Origin of the sequence: Clostridioides sp. ZZV14-6345 (genome assembly GCF_020657775.1) — a bacterium.
Lineage (GTDB): Bacteria > Bacillota > Clostridia > Peptostreptococcales > Peptostreptococcaceae > Clostridioides > Clostridioides difficile_D.
Genome location: NZ_JAGWCX010000014.1, coordinates 21,968 through 38,085 on the forward strand (window position 1 = coordinate 21,968; position 16,118 = coordinate 38,085).

Below are 16,118 nucleotides of genomic sequence, written 5' to 3' on the forward strand. Positions count from 1 at the left end.
AACTTTTTAAACTAACTTAAAACAGTGACAATTGATTTTTCTCACTCATATTCTCAAGTGAACCATGATTAGTAAGAGTTTCTATTACCGTTTTTGATATTTTTGTTCTCTTTCTCAAATCTTCCTTTGATATAAATTCACCATTTTTTCTTTCATTTTGGATGTTTATAGCAGCATTTCCTCCAAGACCTTGTATTGCTGCCATTGGTGGAAGTAATGTTTTTTCTCCTACAACTATAAACTCAGTCGCATCTGATTTATATATATCAACTGGTAACAATTTTATTCCTCTAGCATACATTTCAAGAGCAACTTCTAATACAGTTAACATACCTTTTTCTTTTGTAGTTGCATCATTTCCCAGCGACTCAATTTCGTTTATTTTTGATTTTATAGCATCCAATCCCTTAACAATTAAATCTGCATCAAAATCCTCAACTTTTGTAGTAAAATAAGTAGCATAAAATGCCTCTGGATAGTGAACTTTACAATATGCAATTCTAAATGATGTCATAACATAAGCAACTGCATGTGCTTTTGGGAACATATACTTAATCTTTTTACATGAGCCTATATACCATTCTGGAACATTGTTTTTTTTCATTTCTTCAATGTGTTCTGGTTTTAAACCTTTACCTTTTCTTACACTTTCCATTATTGTAAAACTCATTTTTGGAGGTAATCCTTTAAATATTAAATAGTTCATGATGTCATCTCGTGTCGATATAACATCTTTTAATCCAACTATGTCTTCTCTAACTAAGTCTTGTGCATTGTTTACCCAAACATCTGTACCATGAGAAAGACCAGATATACGTACAAGCTCTGCAAATGTAGTAGGCTTGGTGTCAAGTAGCATTTGTCGTACAAACTTAGTTCCAAATTCAGGTACAGCAAGACAACCTATAGGACAATTTATCTCTTCTGGAGTAACTCCTAATGCTTCTGTAGATGTAAATAAAGACATAGTTTCCTTATCATCCAATGTAATTTCTGTTATATTAATTCCAGTAATATCTTCAAGCATTCTTATGATGGTAGGACCGTCGTGTCCAAGTATGTCTAATTTAAGTATTCTACCACTTATTGAGTGATAGTCAAAGTGAGTGGTTATTACACCACAAGAAGTATCATTTGCTGGATATTGAATAGGTGTAAAATCATATACATCTTTATAGTCTGGTATAACCATAACTCCACCGGGATGCTGTCCAGAAGTCCTTTTAACTCCTGTACAACCATTTGAAAGTCTGAGTACTTCTGCATTTGGCACACTTATGTTGTTTTCTTCTACATACTTTCTTGCATATCCAAAAGCTGTTTTTTCTGCTACAGTACCTATAGTACCAGCCCTGTATACATATCCTTCTCCAAACAATTCTTCTGTATATTTATGAATTATTGGTTGATAATTTCCGGAGAAATTTAGGTCTATATCTGGCTCTTTATCACCTTCAAAACCTAGAAATACCTCAAATGGAATATCATGACCATTCTTAGCAAGCTTTCTTCCACATTTTGGGCAATCTTTATCTGGTAAATCAACACCTGAACCCCATTCACCTATTTCATAAAAGAATGAATATTTACAATCTTCATTTTCACATATATAGTGTGCCGGAAGAGGGTTAACTTCTGTTATATCACTCATTGTAGCTGCAAAAGATGAACCAACTGAACCTCTTGACCCAACTAAATATCCATCTGATAGAGATTTTGCAACTAGTTTTTGGGCTATAATATACATAACTGCATATCCATTGCTTATTATTGAATTTAATTCTCTATCCAGTCTTTTTTGAACTATTTCTGGTATTGGGTCTCCATATATTCGTTTGGCTTTTTTGTAACACATTTCTCTTAGTTCTACATCTGAACCCTCTATAATTGGAGGATAAGTGTCATCTGGTATAGGTTTTATATCTTCAACCATATCAGCAATCAAGTTGCTATTTTCAACTACAACTTCATATGCTAATTCTTCACCAAGATAACTAAACTCTTCTAACATTTCATCTGTTGTTCTAAAGTGTAAATAAGTTTCTTCTTCATCTACTTTAAACCCCTGAGAATACTTAAGAACTTTTCTTAACACAGCTTCATGTTTATCTAAAAAGTGAACATCCCCAGTAGCTACTGGAATTTTATTAAATTTTTTAGCTGTATCAATTAGCTTTCTATTCAATTCTCTTAACTCTTCCTCGTCCTTAACTTCTCCCTTATCAATCATAAATCTATTATTATCTATAGGCATTACTTCAATATAATCGTATAAATCTATTATTTTTTTCATTTCCTCATCAGACACATTTTTCTTTACAGCTTGAAAAACCACTCCTGCTTCACATGCCGAACCAATTATTAACCCTTCTTTATATTCATTTAATACACTTCTAAGGATTCTTGGGGCTCTAAAAAAATGATTTACATGTGCATCTGAAATTATTTTATACAGATTTTTTATACCTACAGAATTCTTTGCTATCAAGGTTATATGGTTTGTACTAAGCTTTGTATAATCAATTTTTCCAAGTATATTGTTTACATCACTTAAAGTTTTCGCACCTTTCTCTGTAAGCATTTGTAAAAATTTATTAAATATGAGTGCTGTAGCTTCAGCATCATCTACTGCTCTATGGTGATTTAAAAGAGGGATACCAAGTTCTTTAGCAACAATATTTAATCTATGTCTTTTTAAATTTGGTAACATTACTCTTGCCAACATAAGCGTATCTACTTTTTTATTATTATATAATAAACCTTGTTCTCTGCATTTTTGTGATATAAACCCTGTATCAAACTCTGCATTATGTGCTACTAATACACTATCCCCAACAAATTCCATAAACTTAGGAAGAACTTCTTCAATAGTTGGCTTGTCTTTAATTAACTCGTTAGTTATTCCTGTTAATTCCTGTATCTTATATGAAATATCTTTTTCAGGGTTTATCAATTCGCTAAATCTATCTATAATTTTAAAATCTTCTATTTTTACAGCACCAATCTCAGTTATTTTATCATTTGTATTGGAAAATCCAGTCGTTTCTATATCAAATACAACAAATGTTTGTGAAAGTTCTTTATCATTTGCATCCTCTATAATAAAAGAATCATCTTCAACCAAGTATCCTTCTACTCCATAAAGTATTTTTATGTTGTTTGACTTACCTGCATTCATAGCATCTGGAAAGCCTTGTACAACACCATGGTCTGTTATAGCAATAGCAGGGTGACCCCATTTAGCTGCACGCTCTACAAGATTTTTAACAGAGCAAATAGCATCCATAGAAGACATTTGAGTATGTGCATGTAGTTCTACCCTTTTTTCCTCTGACTTATCCTCTCTCTCTGGTCTACTTTCTTTTCTTATCCCACTAATCATCATACTAATTTCTCTTTGATATGTATCATAAACTATGTCACCTTTTATTTTTAAGTAAGCTCCTTTTTTGACATTTTCAAGTACTCCATCTTTATTTGTATCTGTTAAAAATAGTTTACAGCTTATTGAACTAGTATAATCTGTAATTGATGCTATCATAAGTATTTTCCCATTTTTAAGTTCTTTAGTTTCAACATCAAATATATCCCCAACAACTGCAACTGTTCCAGAAGATGCATTTAATTCAACTATATTTTCAATCATAGCATTTGCATTATCTCCATAGATTAAATTTTCATCTACTTCAGATTTAATGACATAACTTTCTTCTTCACTTTCTTCACACTTACTAACTTTCCCAATTTCTAAAGCTCTAATTTTTTCTTCCATTTCTCTATCATTGATTCTTATAAGTCTCTCTTTATTTACCTTTTCATCCACAGCTTTTTCTATCGTTATATTTAAATCTAATCCTAACTCTTCACTAAGTACAGTTTTGAGTACATAGATTACATTTTTTTTCATTAATCGCTCATAAAATATACCCTTCGGAAGTTTTATTTTTAATTCTTCATCTAAACAAAGAAATTCTACTTGTTTATACCACCCTGCAATAGATGGGCAAAGATATTTTAATATATACAATATATTGTTCCAATATTTTTTTATAACATCTTTGTTGGATTTCCTTTCAAAACCAGTAAACCTTATCTTCATTCTGATATCTTTAAAATAATCGAGTTTATACATCAATTCTTCTTTAAATTTATCTAAAAGCTCATGAGAAACAATGTCTTTAGATGTAAGATAAAAATAAACTATTTTGTCTTCTTTAAAATAAACTACTCTATTTATGTAAACATCTTTAAGTTGCTTTCCAAGACCACTATTATTAATTTCCAACTTATCTAAATATTCCTTAATACTTTCCATTTATATCCTCCTTTCTCAAAATTATCTTTATATATATTATTACCACTTTTTATCTATTTCTATCTAATTACTCACTTATATTTACTTAGAATCATTATTATAACATAAAAATTTTGTTAATATTAAATTTATAATTGGTAAATTATATACAAAAAGACTATAGATAATTTAAACAAAATGAAAACTACCCATAGTCTGTATTTTTTATTTATATATTACTTGTATTGAGGAACCTCAAAAACTAAACTGCTTCCTCCACCATAAAGACCAATTAAATTCTCCATAATTCCAGAAATCCCATTAGCCCAGTTTACGTCAGTTGCATATTGATGCCATGTATAATCATAATTCCACTTCATCTTGTAAATAGTATTTTGATTGTACTTAGAACTATTTATATAGTTTTGAGATATCCACTTTGCAGAACCATCTATTGTAGCTTCTACACTAGTCCATCCATTAGAATATGCTGCTTCTGCTCCTGAAACATTCGCACTTTTATCTATTGCTCCTATCCCAAAAAAATTGTATACTTTAACTGGTTTACTAAGAGGTTCACCCTTATAAGAAGTTAGTGTCTGACCTTGTGCAAGTGTTGACTTGCCATAAGCAGTTTCCCACATAGCATGAGATACTAGATATACGACATCTATATTATACTTCTTAGCAGCATTTATAAATGCTGCTCCTTGGTTTTTAAATACACTAGAAGACAAACCATTAAGATATGAGTTCAGACTTGATTCTGAAATACCACCTCTATAACTGTTAATCTTCAAAAACTGCATCATACCCTTAGTAGTATTTGTAAAGTTTTTAGGATTTAAATAGTATTCTATATCACTTGTACTTGCATTTACAAATGAGCTTGTTCTTTGTGCTGAAAAAGTACTAAATTCAGGACTTGGAGTACTTTTTCTATTACCTGGTGCTACTACATTTCCTCCTGTTGCTGCTTTTTCAACTTGTTTACTTATATGAGATGACAAAGTATAGTTCAAAGATTTATAATCAATTTTAGCGCCACTTATACCTGACATGCCATTTATTTGACCTGATGATGAAGAATCATTACCATTATTATTAGAACTACTATCAGAGTTATTATTTGATGTATCTGCTGAAGTAGTTAGATAATTTCCTACTACAAAGGCTTCTTTATTGTTAAAATTAATCTTAGCCCATCCACTACTTTCTGATAGTACGGTTACCTTACTTCCTTTATAAACCTTTCCCAACTTACTATATGTAGAACCTGGTCCACTTCTTACGTTTAAAGAAGCTGTATTTACAACCTTATCAGCATTTTTTTTGTCATTGCTTTTATTAGAATCATCTGAATTACTTTGGCTTACATCTGATAAGTACATGCTAGATACATATGCGTCTTTTCCATTATACTTTATTTTGGACCATCCATTACTTTCCGATATTACTTCTACTTTACTTCCTTTTGGCAACTTGCCTAACAAACCATAACTTGTATTTGGGCCACTTCTTACATTTAGTGAAGTTGTATTTACTTGTTTAGTCTTTGATTTATTAGTTGAATTTGAAACATCTCCTAAATAAGAACTCGCTACATACCCTAATCTTCCATCATATTTGATTTTAGACCACCCATTACTCTCTGATATTACTTCTACTTTACTTCCTTTTTTTAGTACGGTTATTACTCTGTAACTTGTACCTGCTCCATTTCTCATATTCAAACTATTTGAAATAACTTGTTTTTCTTTATTTGTAGACGTTCTTAAAGAATCACCATTTGACTTTGCTATATATTTTGATGAAGCCCAACCTTCTTGTCCAGATTCGGCTTTTATTTTATACCATCCATTAGAAGAGTCTTTAATCAAAACTTTATCATCTTTTTTAGCAACAAAGGCTATACTACTTTCGGCAGTTGGTTCATTTCTTACATTTAAATAATTTATAGTCACTATACCTATATCTCCATTAGCATGTGCATTTACCACACTTAAGGGTAACATAGCTAATGTTGCTAAAGCTGCTTTTTTCTTCACGTACTTCCCCCGCCCTTCTTATACATTAAAACAATTTTAATATAATTATACGACAACTTGTTATTTTAGTAAATATTGTCTATTTACATTATGTATACATTGTCTTTATATTCACTTTATTTTTTCTTTATTGAACTGATTGAATTGTATATTTATTTGAAATAAATAAATAAAAATCTTTTATTTCTCTTATAATTTTGTCTATCATTAAATTAATATTAATATTGAAAATACTAAATTAATTTTAATGTAGTAGTTTACAAATACTCAGTTCTAATAAAGTAACATAAACACCTCAAGATGTAGTACAATTTATATATAATAATATGGAGGTGTAACTATGGATGCAAATAACTTAAAAGACTTAATAGCCAATCACAATAATATTGTATTTTTTGGTGGCGCAGGTGTTTCAACCGAATCTAATATTCCAGATTTTAGAAGTTCTACTGGACTATTTAGCCAAAAACTCAATAAACAATTTACTGCTGAACAATTAGTTTCACATACTTTTTTTGTTAGATACCCAGAAGAATTTTTTGAATTTTATAAGGATAAATTGATATATCCTAATGCAAAACCCAACAATGCTCACATGGCTTTAGCAAAGCTTGAAGAAATGGGTAAACTTAAAGCTGTCATAACTCAAAATATAGATGGACTTCATCAAATGGCTGGGAGTAAAAATGTCTTAGAACTTCATGGTTCTGTACACAGAAATTATTGTACTGAATGTGGTAAGTTTTTTGACTTAGAATCTATGTTAAATCTAGGTGGTAATATTCCTTACTGTGACAACTGTGGTTCTATAGTAAAACCTGATGTAGTGCTTTATGAAGAAGCCCTTGATAGTGATGTCATTACTAAAACAATTTCTGCTATAAGTAATGCTGATTTACTAATTATAGGTGGTACATCATTAGCTGTATACCCAGCAGCAAGTTTTATAGATTATTACAAAGGCAAGTATATTGCTCTTATCAATAAAGCAAACACAGTTTATGATAAGTCAGCTTCTCTTGTAATAAATAAGCCTATTGGAGAAGTTTTATATGACGCTGTATTAAGACAAATGTAGATTTATTTCACAATTTTTATTATACATATGAGTTTTTATGTTGAATTTAAAGTTTTTTTTTAGTATTATTTTTGTTATGATGTTTTAGTATAAATATGAATAACTTGAAAGGAGCTTTTATGAAACTAAAAACTATATCCTTACCAGAGCTTAATAATTTAGACCCAACACTAGAATCTACATTTATCAAAATGGGTGAAGAACAAGGTGAACTAGCTGAATGTATAGGTAAATTTAGAAATCTAAGTGGAGAAAATAATGACTTAGATGAAGTTGATATTATAAAAAAAACTGCTAAGGAACTAATGGATGTAGCGCAGACATGTGTTACAATGATGTTTAAGTTAGAAGAACAATATGGTATTAATCTTGATGAAATACGAAAAGAACATATAAAAAAATTAGAAAAAAGAGGCTACATAAAAAATATAGATAAGTAAAATTTCTTACTTATCTATTTATCAAAACAAATCTAAAGATGGTATCTCAAAATGACTTTCTAAGTACATATGAAATACCATCTTTCTTATTTATGTGATTTTTAATATTTTTATAAAAAATTAATCTTATCTAAATAAAGTTACTTCTTACCATAAAATTTTTATTTTTAATTATTTTATTCCTTTCTTCTTTCTTCATAAAGTTTGCTATATTCTTCCACAGCTTCATCCCATGCTTCTATATCAGTTATCCCCTTTTCAATTGCTAATAAATGAGCCATCTCAGCCAATTTTGATGCGGACTCTATTATTCCCATTTGCTACATCCTCTCTATTGTCAAATACTTACAAAAACTATTAATTAGTTCTAATATTTGTTATTATTATTCCCAAAAACTCTAGTAAATAAAAAAAAATTATTTTTTGACATGATGAGACTACACTTACAAAATAACATTGCGTTTTATTTATTAAAATTCTTATATAAAATAAAACTCTTATTGAATTTTTTATATATTAAATTGAGAGAGAATGAATATATTTATATAGATACATATCAAATTTATTATAGGAGAGAATGTTATATGTTTAAAATTTTTCTTTTTTCTAGTGAACAATTTGTAAGTCTTTTTATATTTGGATTGTTTCTATACTATTGTCCAAAACTAACCAAAAACATTTTACCTTATAGTTACACAGTTGAAAAGATAATTTGTACACTAATGGTAGTAGTTATGGCCTTAGAACAACTATTAATCATTTCTTCAGGTAATTATAGTACTTTAAACTCTTTACCAATTGGAATTAATTATATCTGCATATATCTATGTATAGCTATACTGGTTTTTAAACAGTATCATCTTTTTAACATATTTTTTTCTTGGAGTTTAGTTTGTTCAGTTGGAGAACTCATTTTTTCTAAAAACTTGGGTTATGAATTTCCTAGCTTAATATACTTTATATTTATCTTCTCTAAGTGCCTGATAATTTATGCAGATATATATATGGTCGATGTTAGAAAATTTAAAGTTAACAGATATGCACTTAGAGATAACTTAGCTATCTGTTTCATTTATTTTTCATTCATTTTTTTACTAAACACATTTACTAACGCACAATATTATTATGGTTTTTTAAGTCATAGCACAACTGCTATTTTTTCATTCATTTTTGTTACTAGTATTATGTACATACCTGCTCTTTTATCTAATAGAGATACTTTTATACTTGAAAAAAAGAAAAAGAGTAAATAATTTATTTAAATTTACAAATAAAGCCACATGAATAATTTTTGTAATCTAAGATTATTCATGTGGCTTTATAAATTATATTTTTTGATTGTTATTTTAGATTTCTGCCAAATAATACAATGTTCTAACAGGTTCTCCTGTAGCTCCCTTTGCTTTGTATCCAATTGCTTTTGATGATGTACTTGTCCCTGCTATATCCATGTGTATCCATGGAGTACTGCCAACAAATTCACCAATAAAAGCTCCTGCCGTTATACATCCAGCATTTTTACCCCCAGTATTTTTAAGGTCTGCTTCTTCTCCTTTTATCATATCTTTAAATTCATCATAAATTGGCATCTTCCACACTCTTTCTCCAGATAAAGTGGCAGCTTTTTCTAATTCACAATAAAAGTCATCATTATTTGTTACTATAGGAGTTGCAACATTACCTAACAATGTTAAAGCAGCACCAGTTAATGTTGCTACATCAACCACCTTTGTCACTTTTTCATTATTTATAATGTAATATATTGCATCAGCTAATGTAAGTCTACCTTCTGCATCTGTATTTAAAACTTCGATAGTTTTCCTTGCCATCGAATTAATTATATCCCCAGGTTTGTATGAACCTCCTGATAAAGCATTCTCACATGCAGCAACTACTGCTATAACATTTTTCTTTAATTTGCTTTGAGATATAGCACACATAGCACCTATAACACTTGCAGCACCAGCCATGTCTGTCTTCATGTCTAGCATAGAAGCATTTGATTTTAAAGAATATCCACCTGTATCATAAGTCAATCCTTTACCTACTAGACCTAATGTATCTGTACTTTCTTTATCTCCAAAATATCTCATCACTATGAATCTTGGTTTATTAATCGAACCTCTTGAAACAGCAAAAAAAGCTTCCATGCCTAATGCCTTTATTTTTTCTTCTTCATAAACCTCAACATTGAACCCAAACTCTGCACCAAGTTTGACTGTTTCTATTGCTAATGTTTTTGGATATATTACGTTTGATGGTTCATTTACTAGATTTCTAGCTATTATAGTTGAATTAGCTAATACTTTAGCCTTTTCGATTTGACACTCAACATTCTTTTCAGTAAATATAGTTATAGTATCAACTTCTTTTTTTTCAAAATCCTTACTTTTTGTCTTATACTTATCAAACTCATAATTTCCAAGTAATATACCTTCTGTAAAAGAGCCTATTTCATCACTATTTAAATCAAGATTCAGTATATTAATATCATTACTCTTGCATACTTTATTTTTTAATATATTTTTTAACTTCTTACATAAATTACCACCTATGATTCTGATTTTTTCTCTATTCAATAACTCTTTCTTACCAAAACCAATAAAACAAACATTTACTAAATTATCATTTTCAATTAATGTTACAGTATCTATATTATTTTCTTTACCATTAAAATTTTTACTTATCATATTTAACTCATCAAATGTCGTAGAAACATCTTCTCCCTCAAATACAGCCACTACTGTTATAGCGTTTTCTAAACTTTTTAATATTTCTTTAGAACATTTTATCTGCATAATAACATCTCCTTTTTAAAATAATTGTTCTATTATATTTTTGGACTCTTCTAAAGAAGCAAATAATTTATCTTTATTATCTATATCTAAGCAATCCATTTTATCACTTATTATAGACACAAACTTTAATATTTCATCATCTAGTATCTTTTCTCCATTTTTAGTTATTCCATAAAAAGTATTTCGTCTATCTCTACTATCTTCTTCCCTATACACATACTCTTGCTCAACCAATTTATTAAGCAGTATACACAAGCTAGAAGTAGATACATGTAAATCTCTACTCAAATTTTTAAGCTCTATTTTATCATGCTTTCTTATTTTTACTAAGGCAAAAAACTGTCTTTCTGTAAGTACCTTATCTTTTTTATATCTTTCATTATTAATAATCTTTATTAAATTATGAAAGTTATTCATACTTTCTAACAACAAAATAGATAACTCTTTATCGCTCATAACATTCACCTCAAAACTAATGATTTATAACTCCTCTTATATCTCAAATGCGTTTATATATCTATAATATAATACTTCTTTTCTTTTTATAATTATACTATATATCAACTTTATTATCTATTTAAATTGTTTTAAACTAAAATCTTATTAGATATAAACGTTTAAATTACACAATAAAGTAGTGGGATTTACACTAATCCCACTACTTTTATTTAGAAATATTTTATCTTATTCTTACATATTATTTTTATCTTGATTTTTATTGCTTTGAGACATATTTTGAATTTTTTCCAATACCCTAGGAGTTATAGATAATATATTATCTACAAGATTAATATTGCTATCTAAACTCATTATTCTAGTCTCTCCACTTTCAACTATTACAAATGCTACTGGTTGTACAGATATAGCCCCTGCACTACCACCAGCAAAATTTGTATCTGCTTTTTCACTTTTTAATTCAATTTCTTTCTCATCATATCCTTTTGAGTATTCTCCTCCCCCTATACCAAATCCAATCGTAACCTTTGATATAGGTACAACCACTGTAGTATCTGTTTTTATAGGGTCTCCTATAATAGTATTTGCATCTATAGAACCTTTAATTGTTTCAAGAGTTGTTTCCATAAGACTCTGTATCGAACCTGTTGCTCTCATTACTATCACCTTCCTTATTTCCTTTATTCTTATTCATAATTTTATTAGTCATTATTATAATGTTAAATAAATCTTTTATTCTTGGCCTTATATGTATCCTTATATTTCCCAAAAAATAATTTTTTGTAAAGTCTGGATTTACATTCAAATACATTTTTTCTGCATTAATTACATTAAATAAATTTCCATACAAAGTATTTATTAATACATACACAGAAGATGTTAAGCCAATATTTTCAGTTCCAAAATTAATATTTGAATAAAGTTCATGTATTTTTATCTTTTTTAATAATCTATAAACACTTAAAAGGTCATCAGCTAATAATATACTTGAATCTATATTATCCTTCATCCCCTCTTTTTTATCATTATTTTTACTATTTTCAGCTGGATAAAGTTGTCTATTTATATTTATTAAATTAAACATGTATTTTATATTAAGCTTTAAACGAATATCTTTGTTGTTTATATCAGCTATTATTAAGATGTTTATATGAGATATTAAAATCAGCATAACTACACTTATTATAAAAATTACAGCTATTATTAAATATTTAAAATTAAATAATTCATTAAACTCCATGTTTATATTATCATCAAAAAATTACTATTTATACTTAATTATCCATATTTATTTTAATAAAATTATCATTTTTCACTTATACAAAAAAACACAATAACTTAGAGCATTTTAAATCTTTAAAAATTTAAAATTATAGACTAAATTATTGTGGTTTTTATATTTTTATTCATTTGTTGCTACTTCTTGATAATTTTCTATAGGTGGTAACTCTTCAAGACTTTCTATATTTAACAACTTTAAAAATTCATCTGTTGTTTTATAAATTATTGGTTTTCCTATCTTGTTAAGTCTACCAGCTTCTCTTATAAGTTCATTTTCAAATAAAGTTTGTAGTACCTTATCACATTTTACTCCTCTTATATCCTCTATTTCTACCTTTGTTATTGGTTGTTTGTAAGCAATTATAGTAAGAGTTTCTAATGTAGCTTGACTCAAACTTTTCTTTTTCTTTGGTTCAATAATCTTCTTTATATACTCTGCATAGTCTTTATTTGTACACATTTGATACTTATTTTCTAACTTGATTATTTGAATACCTCTATTGTGTTCTCTATACTCCTCAATAAGTAAATTTAACATAATTTCTATTTCTTTTGATGAAAGTTCTTTATTTATTATGTAGTTTAATTCTTTTATACTTATTGGTTCTCCATATGCAAACATAACAGATTCTATAATATACTTTATATCTTCTCTTTTCATTTTAACACTCCGAACTTTTTCTTATTAAAATATCATCAAAAAAGACATCTTGCACTACTACTATTTCTTTTTCTTTTATAAGTTCTAATATAGATAGAAAAGTAGCAATTATTTCATCATTTTCATATGATTTTATAATATTTGTAAAAGTAACTTCAATCTTCTCTTTTATAATATCTCTTATATATAATATTTTTTCTTCTACAGATATGATTTTCTTCCTTACTATTTTATCTAGTTTCTCATCATTAACATTTTCAATCTGTGATGTTTTAACTTTAAATATGTATGGAAGTATATTTTTTATCGCTTCTATTGATATATCATCTAAATATACATTGTCATCAATAATTATTTCTTCTTTATTTCTATAAAATCTCTCATTGACATAAGTTATATTTTCTTTTATATCTTGTGATGCCACCTTAAACTTTCTATATTCTTCTAACTTTTCCATAAGTTCTATTCTTGGGTCTTCCTCTTCATCTTTTTGCTTATAAAGCAGATATTTGGACTTTATCTCTAAAAGTTTTGATGCCATAGTTATAAATTCACTAGTTATCTCTAAATCCATTTTATCTAGCATTTTCAAATAATTTAGATACTGCTTAGTTATATCTATTATAGATATATCCTTTATATCTATTTTATGTTTCGTTATTAAATCATACAGTAAATCCAATGGCCCCTCATAGACTTGTAATTGTATATTATACTTCATATCAATCCCTCTTTAATCTGTTTATTATATTAAACAAATAAATATACTATTTTTAGTAACACTGCATATATTGGTGTTAATATTATTCTATACATACCAGTAAATAAAGCAATTAATAAAATTATATAGCTCATACTTTCAAATTTATACACATATTCATTCCATTTATATGGTACAAATGTAGATATAACACCCCATCCATCAAGTGGAGGTATAGGAAGTAAGTTAAAAACTGCAAATCCAATACTATATAAAAACACATATTCAGCTATTGTATTTATTGCATACATATGCACATATTTATTGATAATTACACAAAGTATAGCAGTCAAAACATTACAAAAAACGCCTGCAAGTGAAACTATCAGATTTCCTATCTTATAGTTTTTAAAGTTATTTGGATTTACTGGTACTGGTTTTGCCCATCCTATTTTAAGAATAAACATAGCCAAAAGACCTATTGGGTCAACATGTCTTACAGGATTTAATGTCATTCTACCATAAGCTTTAGCTGTATCATCTCCCAATAAGTGAGCTGAATAAGCATGGCCAAACTCATGTATTGATATTGCCATAGCTATACCAACTAAACTTGCTACTATTTCTCCTATATTCATACTTAACATTAATTTACATCTCCTAAATCAAATTTTTAATACTATTATAACAATTAAATAACTTATAATCAAAATTATTTTATATTATAATAATTTTAACCTCTAATCATAAAATTAAAATTCACTTTTTATTTTATAACTTTTATTATTATATCATATTCATTGTAAAAATATAATAATTACACCTACTGTAAGTGCAATATTATATTGACAGGAATTGACATCATTGTCCTTTAGTCAATATCATACAAGAAGTACAAAAAAATATGTGTTACACTTTGTATAACATGAAAGGAGGTTAATTAAGTGAAACAAGAAGAGCGCACAGTATGTTTTGATAAGGAATTAAAAATTGAAGCATATAGATTTAAAGGTATAATGCAAAAATTCCCAAACCATTTTCATGAACATTATGTAATTGGTTTTATAGAAAAAGGTCAGAGATATTTGTCTTGTAAAAATAAAGAGTATACCACAGGTACTGGGAATTTGTTACTTTTCAACCCTTTTGATAGTCATACTTGTGAACAGATAGATAATAAAGTACTTGATTACAGATGTATCAATATTAAGCCAGAAATAATGAAAAAAACTGTCTTTGAGATTACAGGTGAAAATTATTTACCAAAGTTTAATCAACCTGTGATATTTCGCAGTGAACTAGTCCCTCTACTACAAGAGCTACATCATATAATCATGGAAGAAGAATTAGATTTTAAAAAAGAAGAACTTTTTTTCTTCCTAATTGAACAATTAATTGAAGAACATACAGAACCAAATTTGCAGCTTAACTTGGAAAAAACAAATATAGAAATTCAATCGGTATGTGATTATCTAGAAAATAATTATGCTGAACATATAGTGCTTGATGAATTAAGCACTATAGCAGGAATGAATAAGTACTCTCTACTTCGTAATTTTACAAAATTAAAAGGTATTACACCATATAGATACCTGGAAAATATACGAGTAAACAAAGCTAAGAAGCTTTTAGAAAAAGGTGTAGAACCTATAGATGCTGCCATACAGACAGGATTTGTAGACCAAAGTCACTTTACAAATTTTTTTAAAAATTTTATTGGCCTTACACCAAAGCAGTATCAAAATATATTTATAAATGATGATTCAAATAACTTTAAATAAGGTAAAAAGGAGAATTAAAAATGGAAACTAAAAATTCAAAATGTGTCATGGTAATAGATGAAAATTTGCCAATGGGAATTATATCAAATACAGCAGCTGTAATGGGAATTACACTAGGAAAACATGCCCCAGAAACTGTTGGTCCAGACGTAGTTGACAAAACAGGTAATAGTCACTTAGGAATTATTGACATCCCTGTACCTATTTTAAAAGGAAACAAAGAAATAATAAAGGATTTACGTAAAAAATTATATACTTTGGAATTTAAAGATTTAACTGTTGTAGATTTTTCAGATGTAGCACAAAGTTGCAATCTTTATGAAGAATTTACACAAAAGATTGCTAGTGTTCCAGAAGATGAGTTACAGTATTTTGGAATAGCAATTTATGGTAATAAAAAGAAAGTAAATAAACTTACTGGTAGTATGCCTTTACTTAGATAGTTGTTAAACAACCCTATATATGATATTAAATCAAATGATATTCTAAGATACATAAACTTTTCTATATTTCTATAAAAATCATAATATTATAAAATACTTGTATATGATAAATAAAAATACCCCTATGGCAAATAATTA

General features: G+C 27.9%; 14 protein-coding genes. 4 read left to right on the forward strand and 10 right to left on the reverse strand.

Features of this window, described 5'->3' with window-relative positions:
* Positions 1 to 16: 16 nt before the first annotated feature.
* On the reverse strand, positions 17 to 4,315 hold the full coding sequence (locus tag KGF39_RS05440) for a PolC-type DNA polymerase III (RefSeq protein ID WP_227821491.1): 4,299 nt from the start codon (positions 4,313 to 4,315) through the stop codon (positions 17 to 19).
* 215 nt (positions 4,316 to 4,530) lie between these two features.
* Positions 4,531 to 6,342 (reverse strand): N-acetylglucosaminidase, encoded by a 1,812-nt coding sequence (gene acd, locus KGF39_RS05445; RefSeq protein ID WP_227821492.1) that lies wholly within the window; start codon positions 6,340 to 6,342, stop codon positions 4,531 to 4,533.
* A gap of 340 nt (positions 6,343 to 6,682) precedes the next feature.
* Here acd and KGF39_RS05450 point away from each other — a divergent pair, with 340 nt between their 5' ends.
* Together KGF39_RS05450 and KGF39_RS05455 are read left to right on the forward strand one after the other, a co-directional pair.
* Positions 6,683 to 7,420 carry an NAD-dependent protein deacylase gene (locus KGF39_RS05450; protein ID WP_227821493.1) on the forward strand — a complete coding sequence of 246 codons (738 nt, stop codon included), beginning with the start codon at positions 6,683 to 6,685 and terminating at the stop codon, positions 7,418 to 7,420.
* 119 nt (positions 7,421 to 7,539) lie between these two features.
* A complete protein-coding gene (locus KGF39_RS05455) occupies positions 7,540 to 7,860 on the forward strand; it encodes a MazG-like family protein (RefSeq protein WP_009905401.1) in 321 nt (106 codons plus the stop codon).
* 176 nt (positions 7,861 to 8,036) lie between these two features.
* On the opposite strand, the gene KGF39_RS05460 is transcribed toward KGF39_RS05455, so the two are convergent.
* The 8 genes from KGF39_RS05460 to KGF39_RS05500 form a co-directional block, all read right to left on the reverse strand.
* The gene (locus KGF39_RS05460; RefSeq protein WP_227821494.1) at positions 8,037 to 8,177 is read right to left on the reverse strand and encodes a hypothetical protein; all 141 of its coding nucleotides are present in this window, start codon (positions 8,175 to 8,177) and stop codon (positions 8,037 to 8,039) included.
* Between the two features lie 1,029 nt (positions 8,178 to 9,206).
* Positions 9,207 to 10,658 carry a leucyl aminopeptidase gene (locus KGF39_RS05470; RefSeq protein WP_227821496.1) on the reverse strand — a complete coding sequence of 484 codons (1,452 nt, stop codon included), beginning with the start codon at positions 10,656 to 10,658 and terminating at the stop codon, positions 9,207 to 9,209.
* 15 nt (positions 10,659 to 10,673) lie between these two features.
* Complete coding sequence (locus KGF39_RS05475; RefSeq protein ID WP_054273294.1) at positions 10,674 to 11,114, reverse strand: MarR family winged helix-turn-helix transcriptional regulator; 441 nt, start codon at positions 11,112 to 11,114, stop codon at positions 10,674 to 10,676.
* A gap of 234 nt (positions 11,115 to 11,348) precedes the next feature.
* Positions 11,349 to 11,771 (reverse strand): GerW family sporulation protein, encoded by a 423-nt coding sequence (gene ytfJ / locus KGF39_RS05480; RefSeq protein WP_227821497.1) that lies wholly within the window; start codon positions 11,769 to 11,771, stop codon positions 11,349 to 11,351.
* Positions 11,725 to 12,354, reverse strand: coding sequence for a DUF2953 domain-containing protein (locus KGF39_RS05485; protein ID WP_227821498.1), 630 nt, complete (start codon positions 12,352 to 12,354; stop codon positions 11,725 to 11,727). The genes ytfJ and KGF39_RS05485 overlap by 47 nt, the downstream gene beginning before the upstream one ends.
* Before the next feature lie 162 nt (positions 12,355 to 12,516).
* Positions 12,517 to 13,056, reverse strand: coding sequence for an SMC-Scp complex subunit ScpB (gene scpB / locus KGF39_RS05490; protein ID WP_054273291.1), 540 nt, complete (start codon positions 13,054 to 13,056; stop codon positions 12,517 to 12,519).
* Between the two features lies 1 nt (position 13,057).
* Positions 13,058 to 13,777 carry a segregation/condensation protein A gene (locus tag KGF39_RS05495; RefSeq protein ID WP_227821499.1) on the reverse strand — a complete coding sequence of 240 codons (720 nt, stop codon included), beginning with the start codon at positions 13,775 to 13,777 and terminating at the stop codon, positions 13,058 to 13,060.
* Between the two features lie 29 nt (positions 13,778 to 13,806).
* Positions 13,807 to 14,403, reverse strand: a complete 597-nt coding sequence (locus tag KGF39_RS05500; RefSeq protein WP_227821500.1) for a site-2 protease family protein — start codon at positions 14,401 to 14,403, stop codon at positions 13,807 to 13,809.
* Positions 14,404 to 14,700: 297 nt separating this feature from the next.
* On the opposite strand from KGF39_RS05500, the gene KGF39_RS05505 reads away from it, so the two are divergent.
* On the forward strand, positions 14,701 to 15,537 hold the full coding sequence (locus tag KGF39_RS05505; RefSeq protein ID WP_227821501.1) for an AraC family transcriptional regulator: 837 nt from the start codon (positions 14,701 to 14,703) through the stop codon (positions 15,535 to 15,537).
* Between the two features lie 20 nt (positions 15,538 to 15,557).
* Positions 15,558 to 15,980: a DUF2000 domain-containing protein gene (locus tag KGF39_RS05510; protein WP_227821502.1), complete on the forward strand. Its 423-nt coding sequence runs from the start codon at positions 15,558 to 15,560 to the stop codon at positions 15,978 to 15,980.
* Positions 15,981 to 16,118 lie beyond the last annotated feature (138 nt).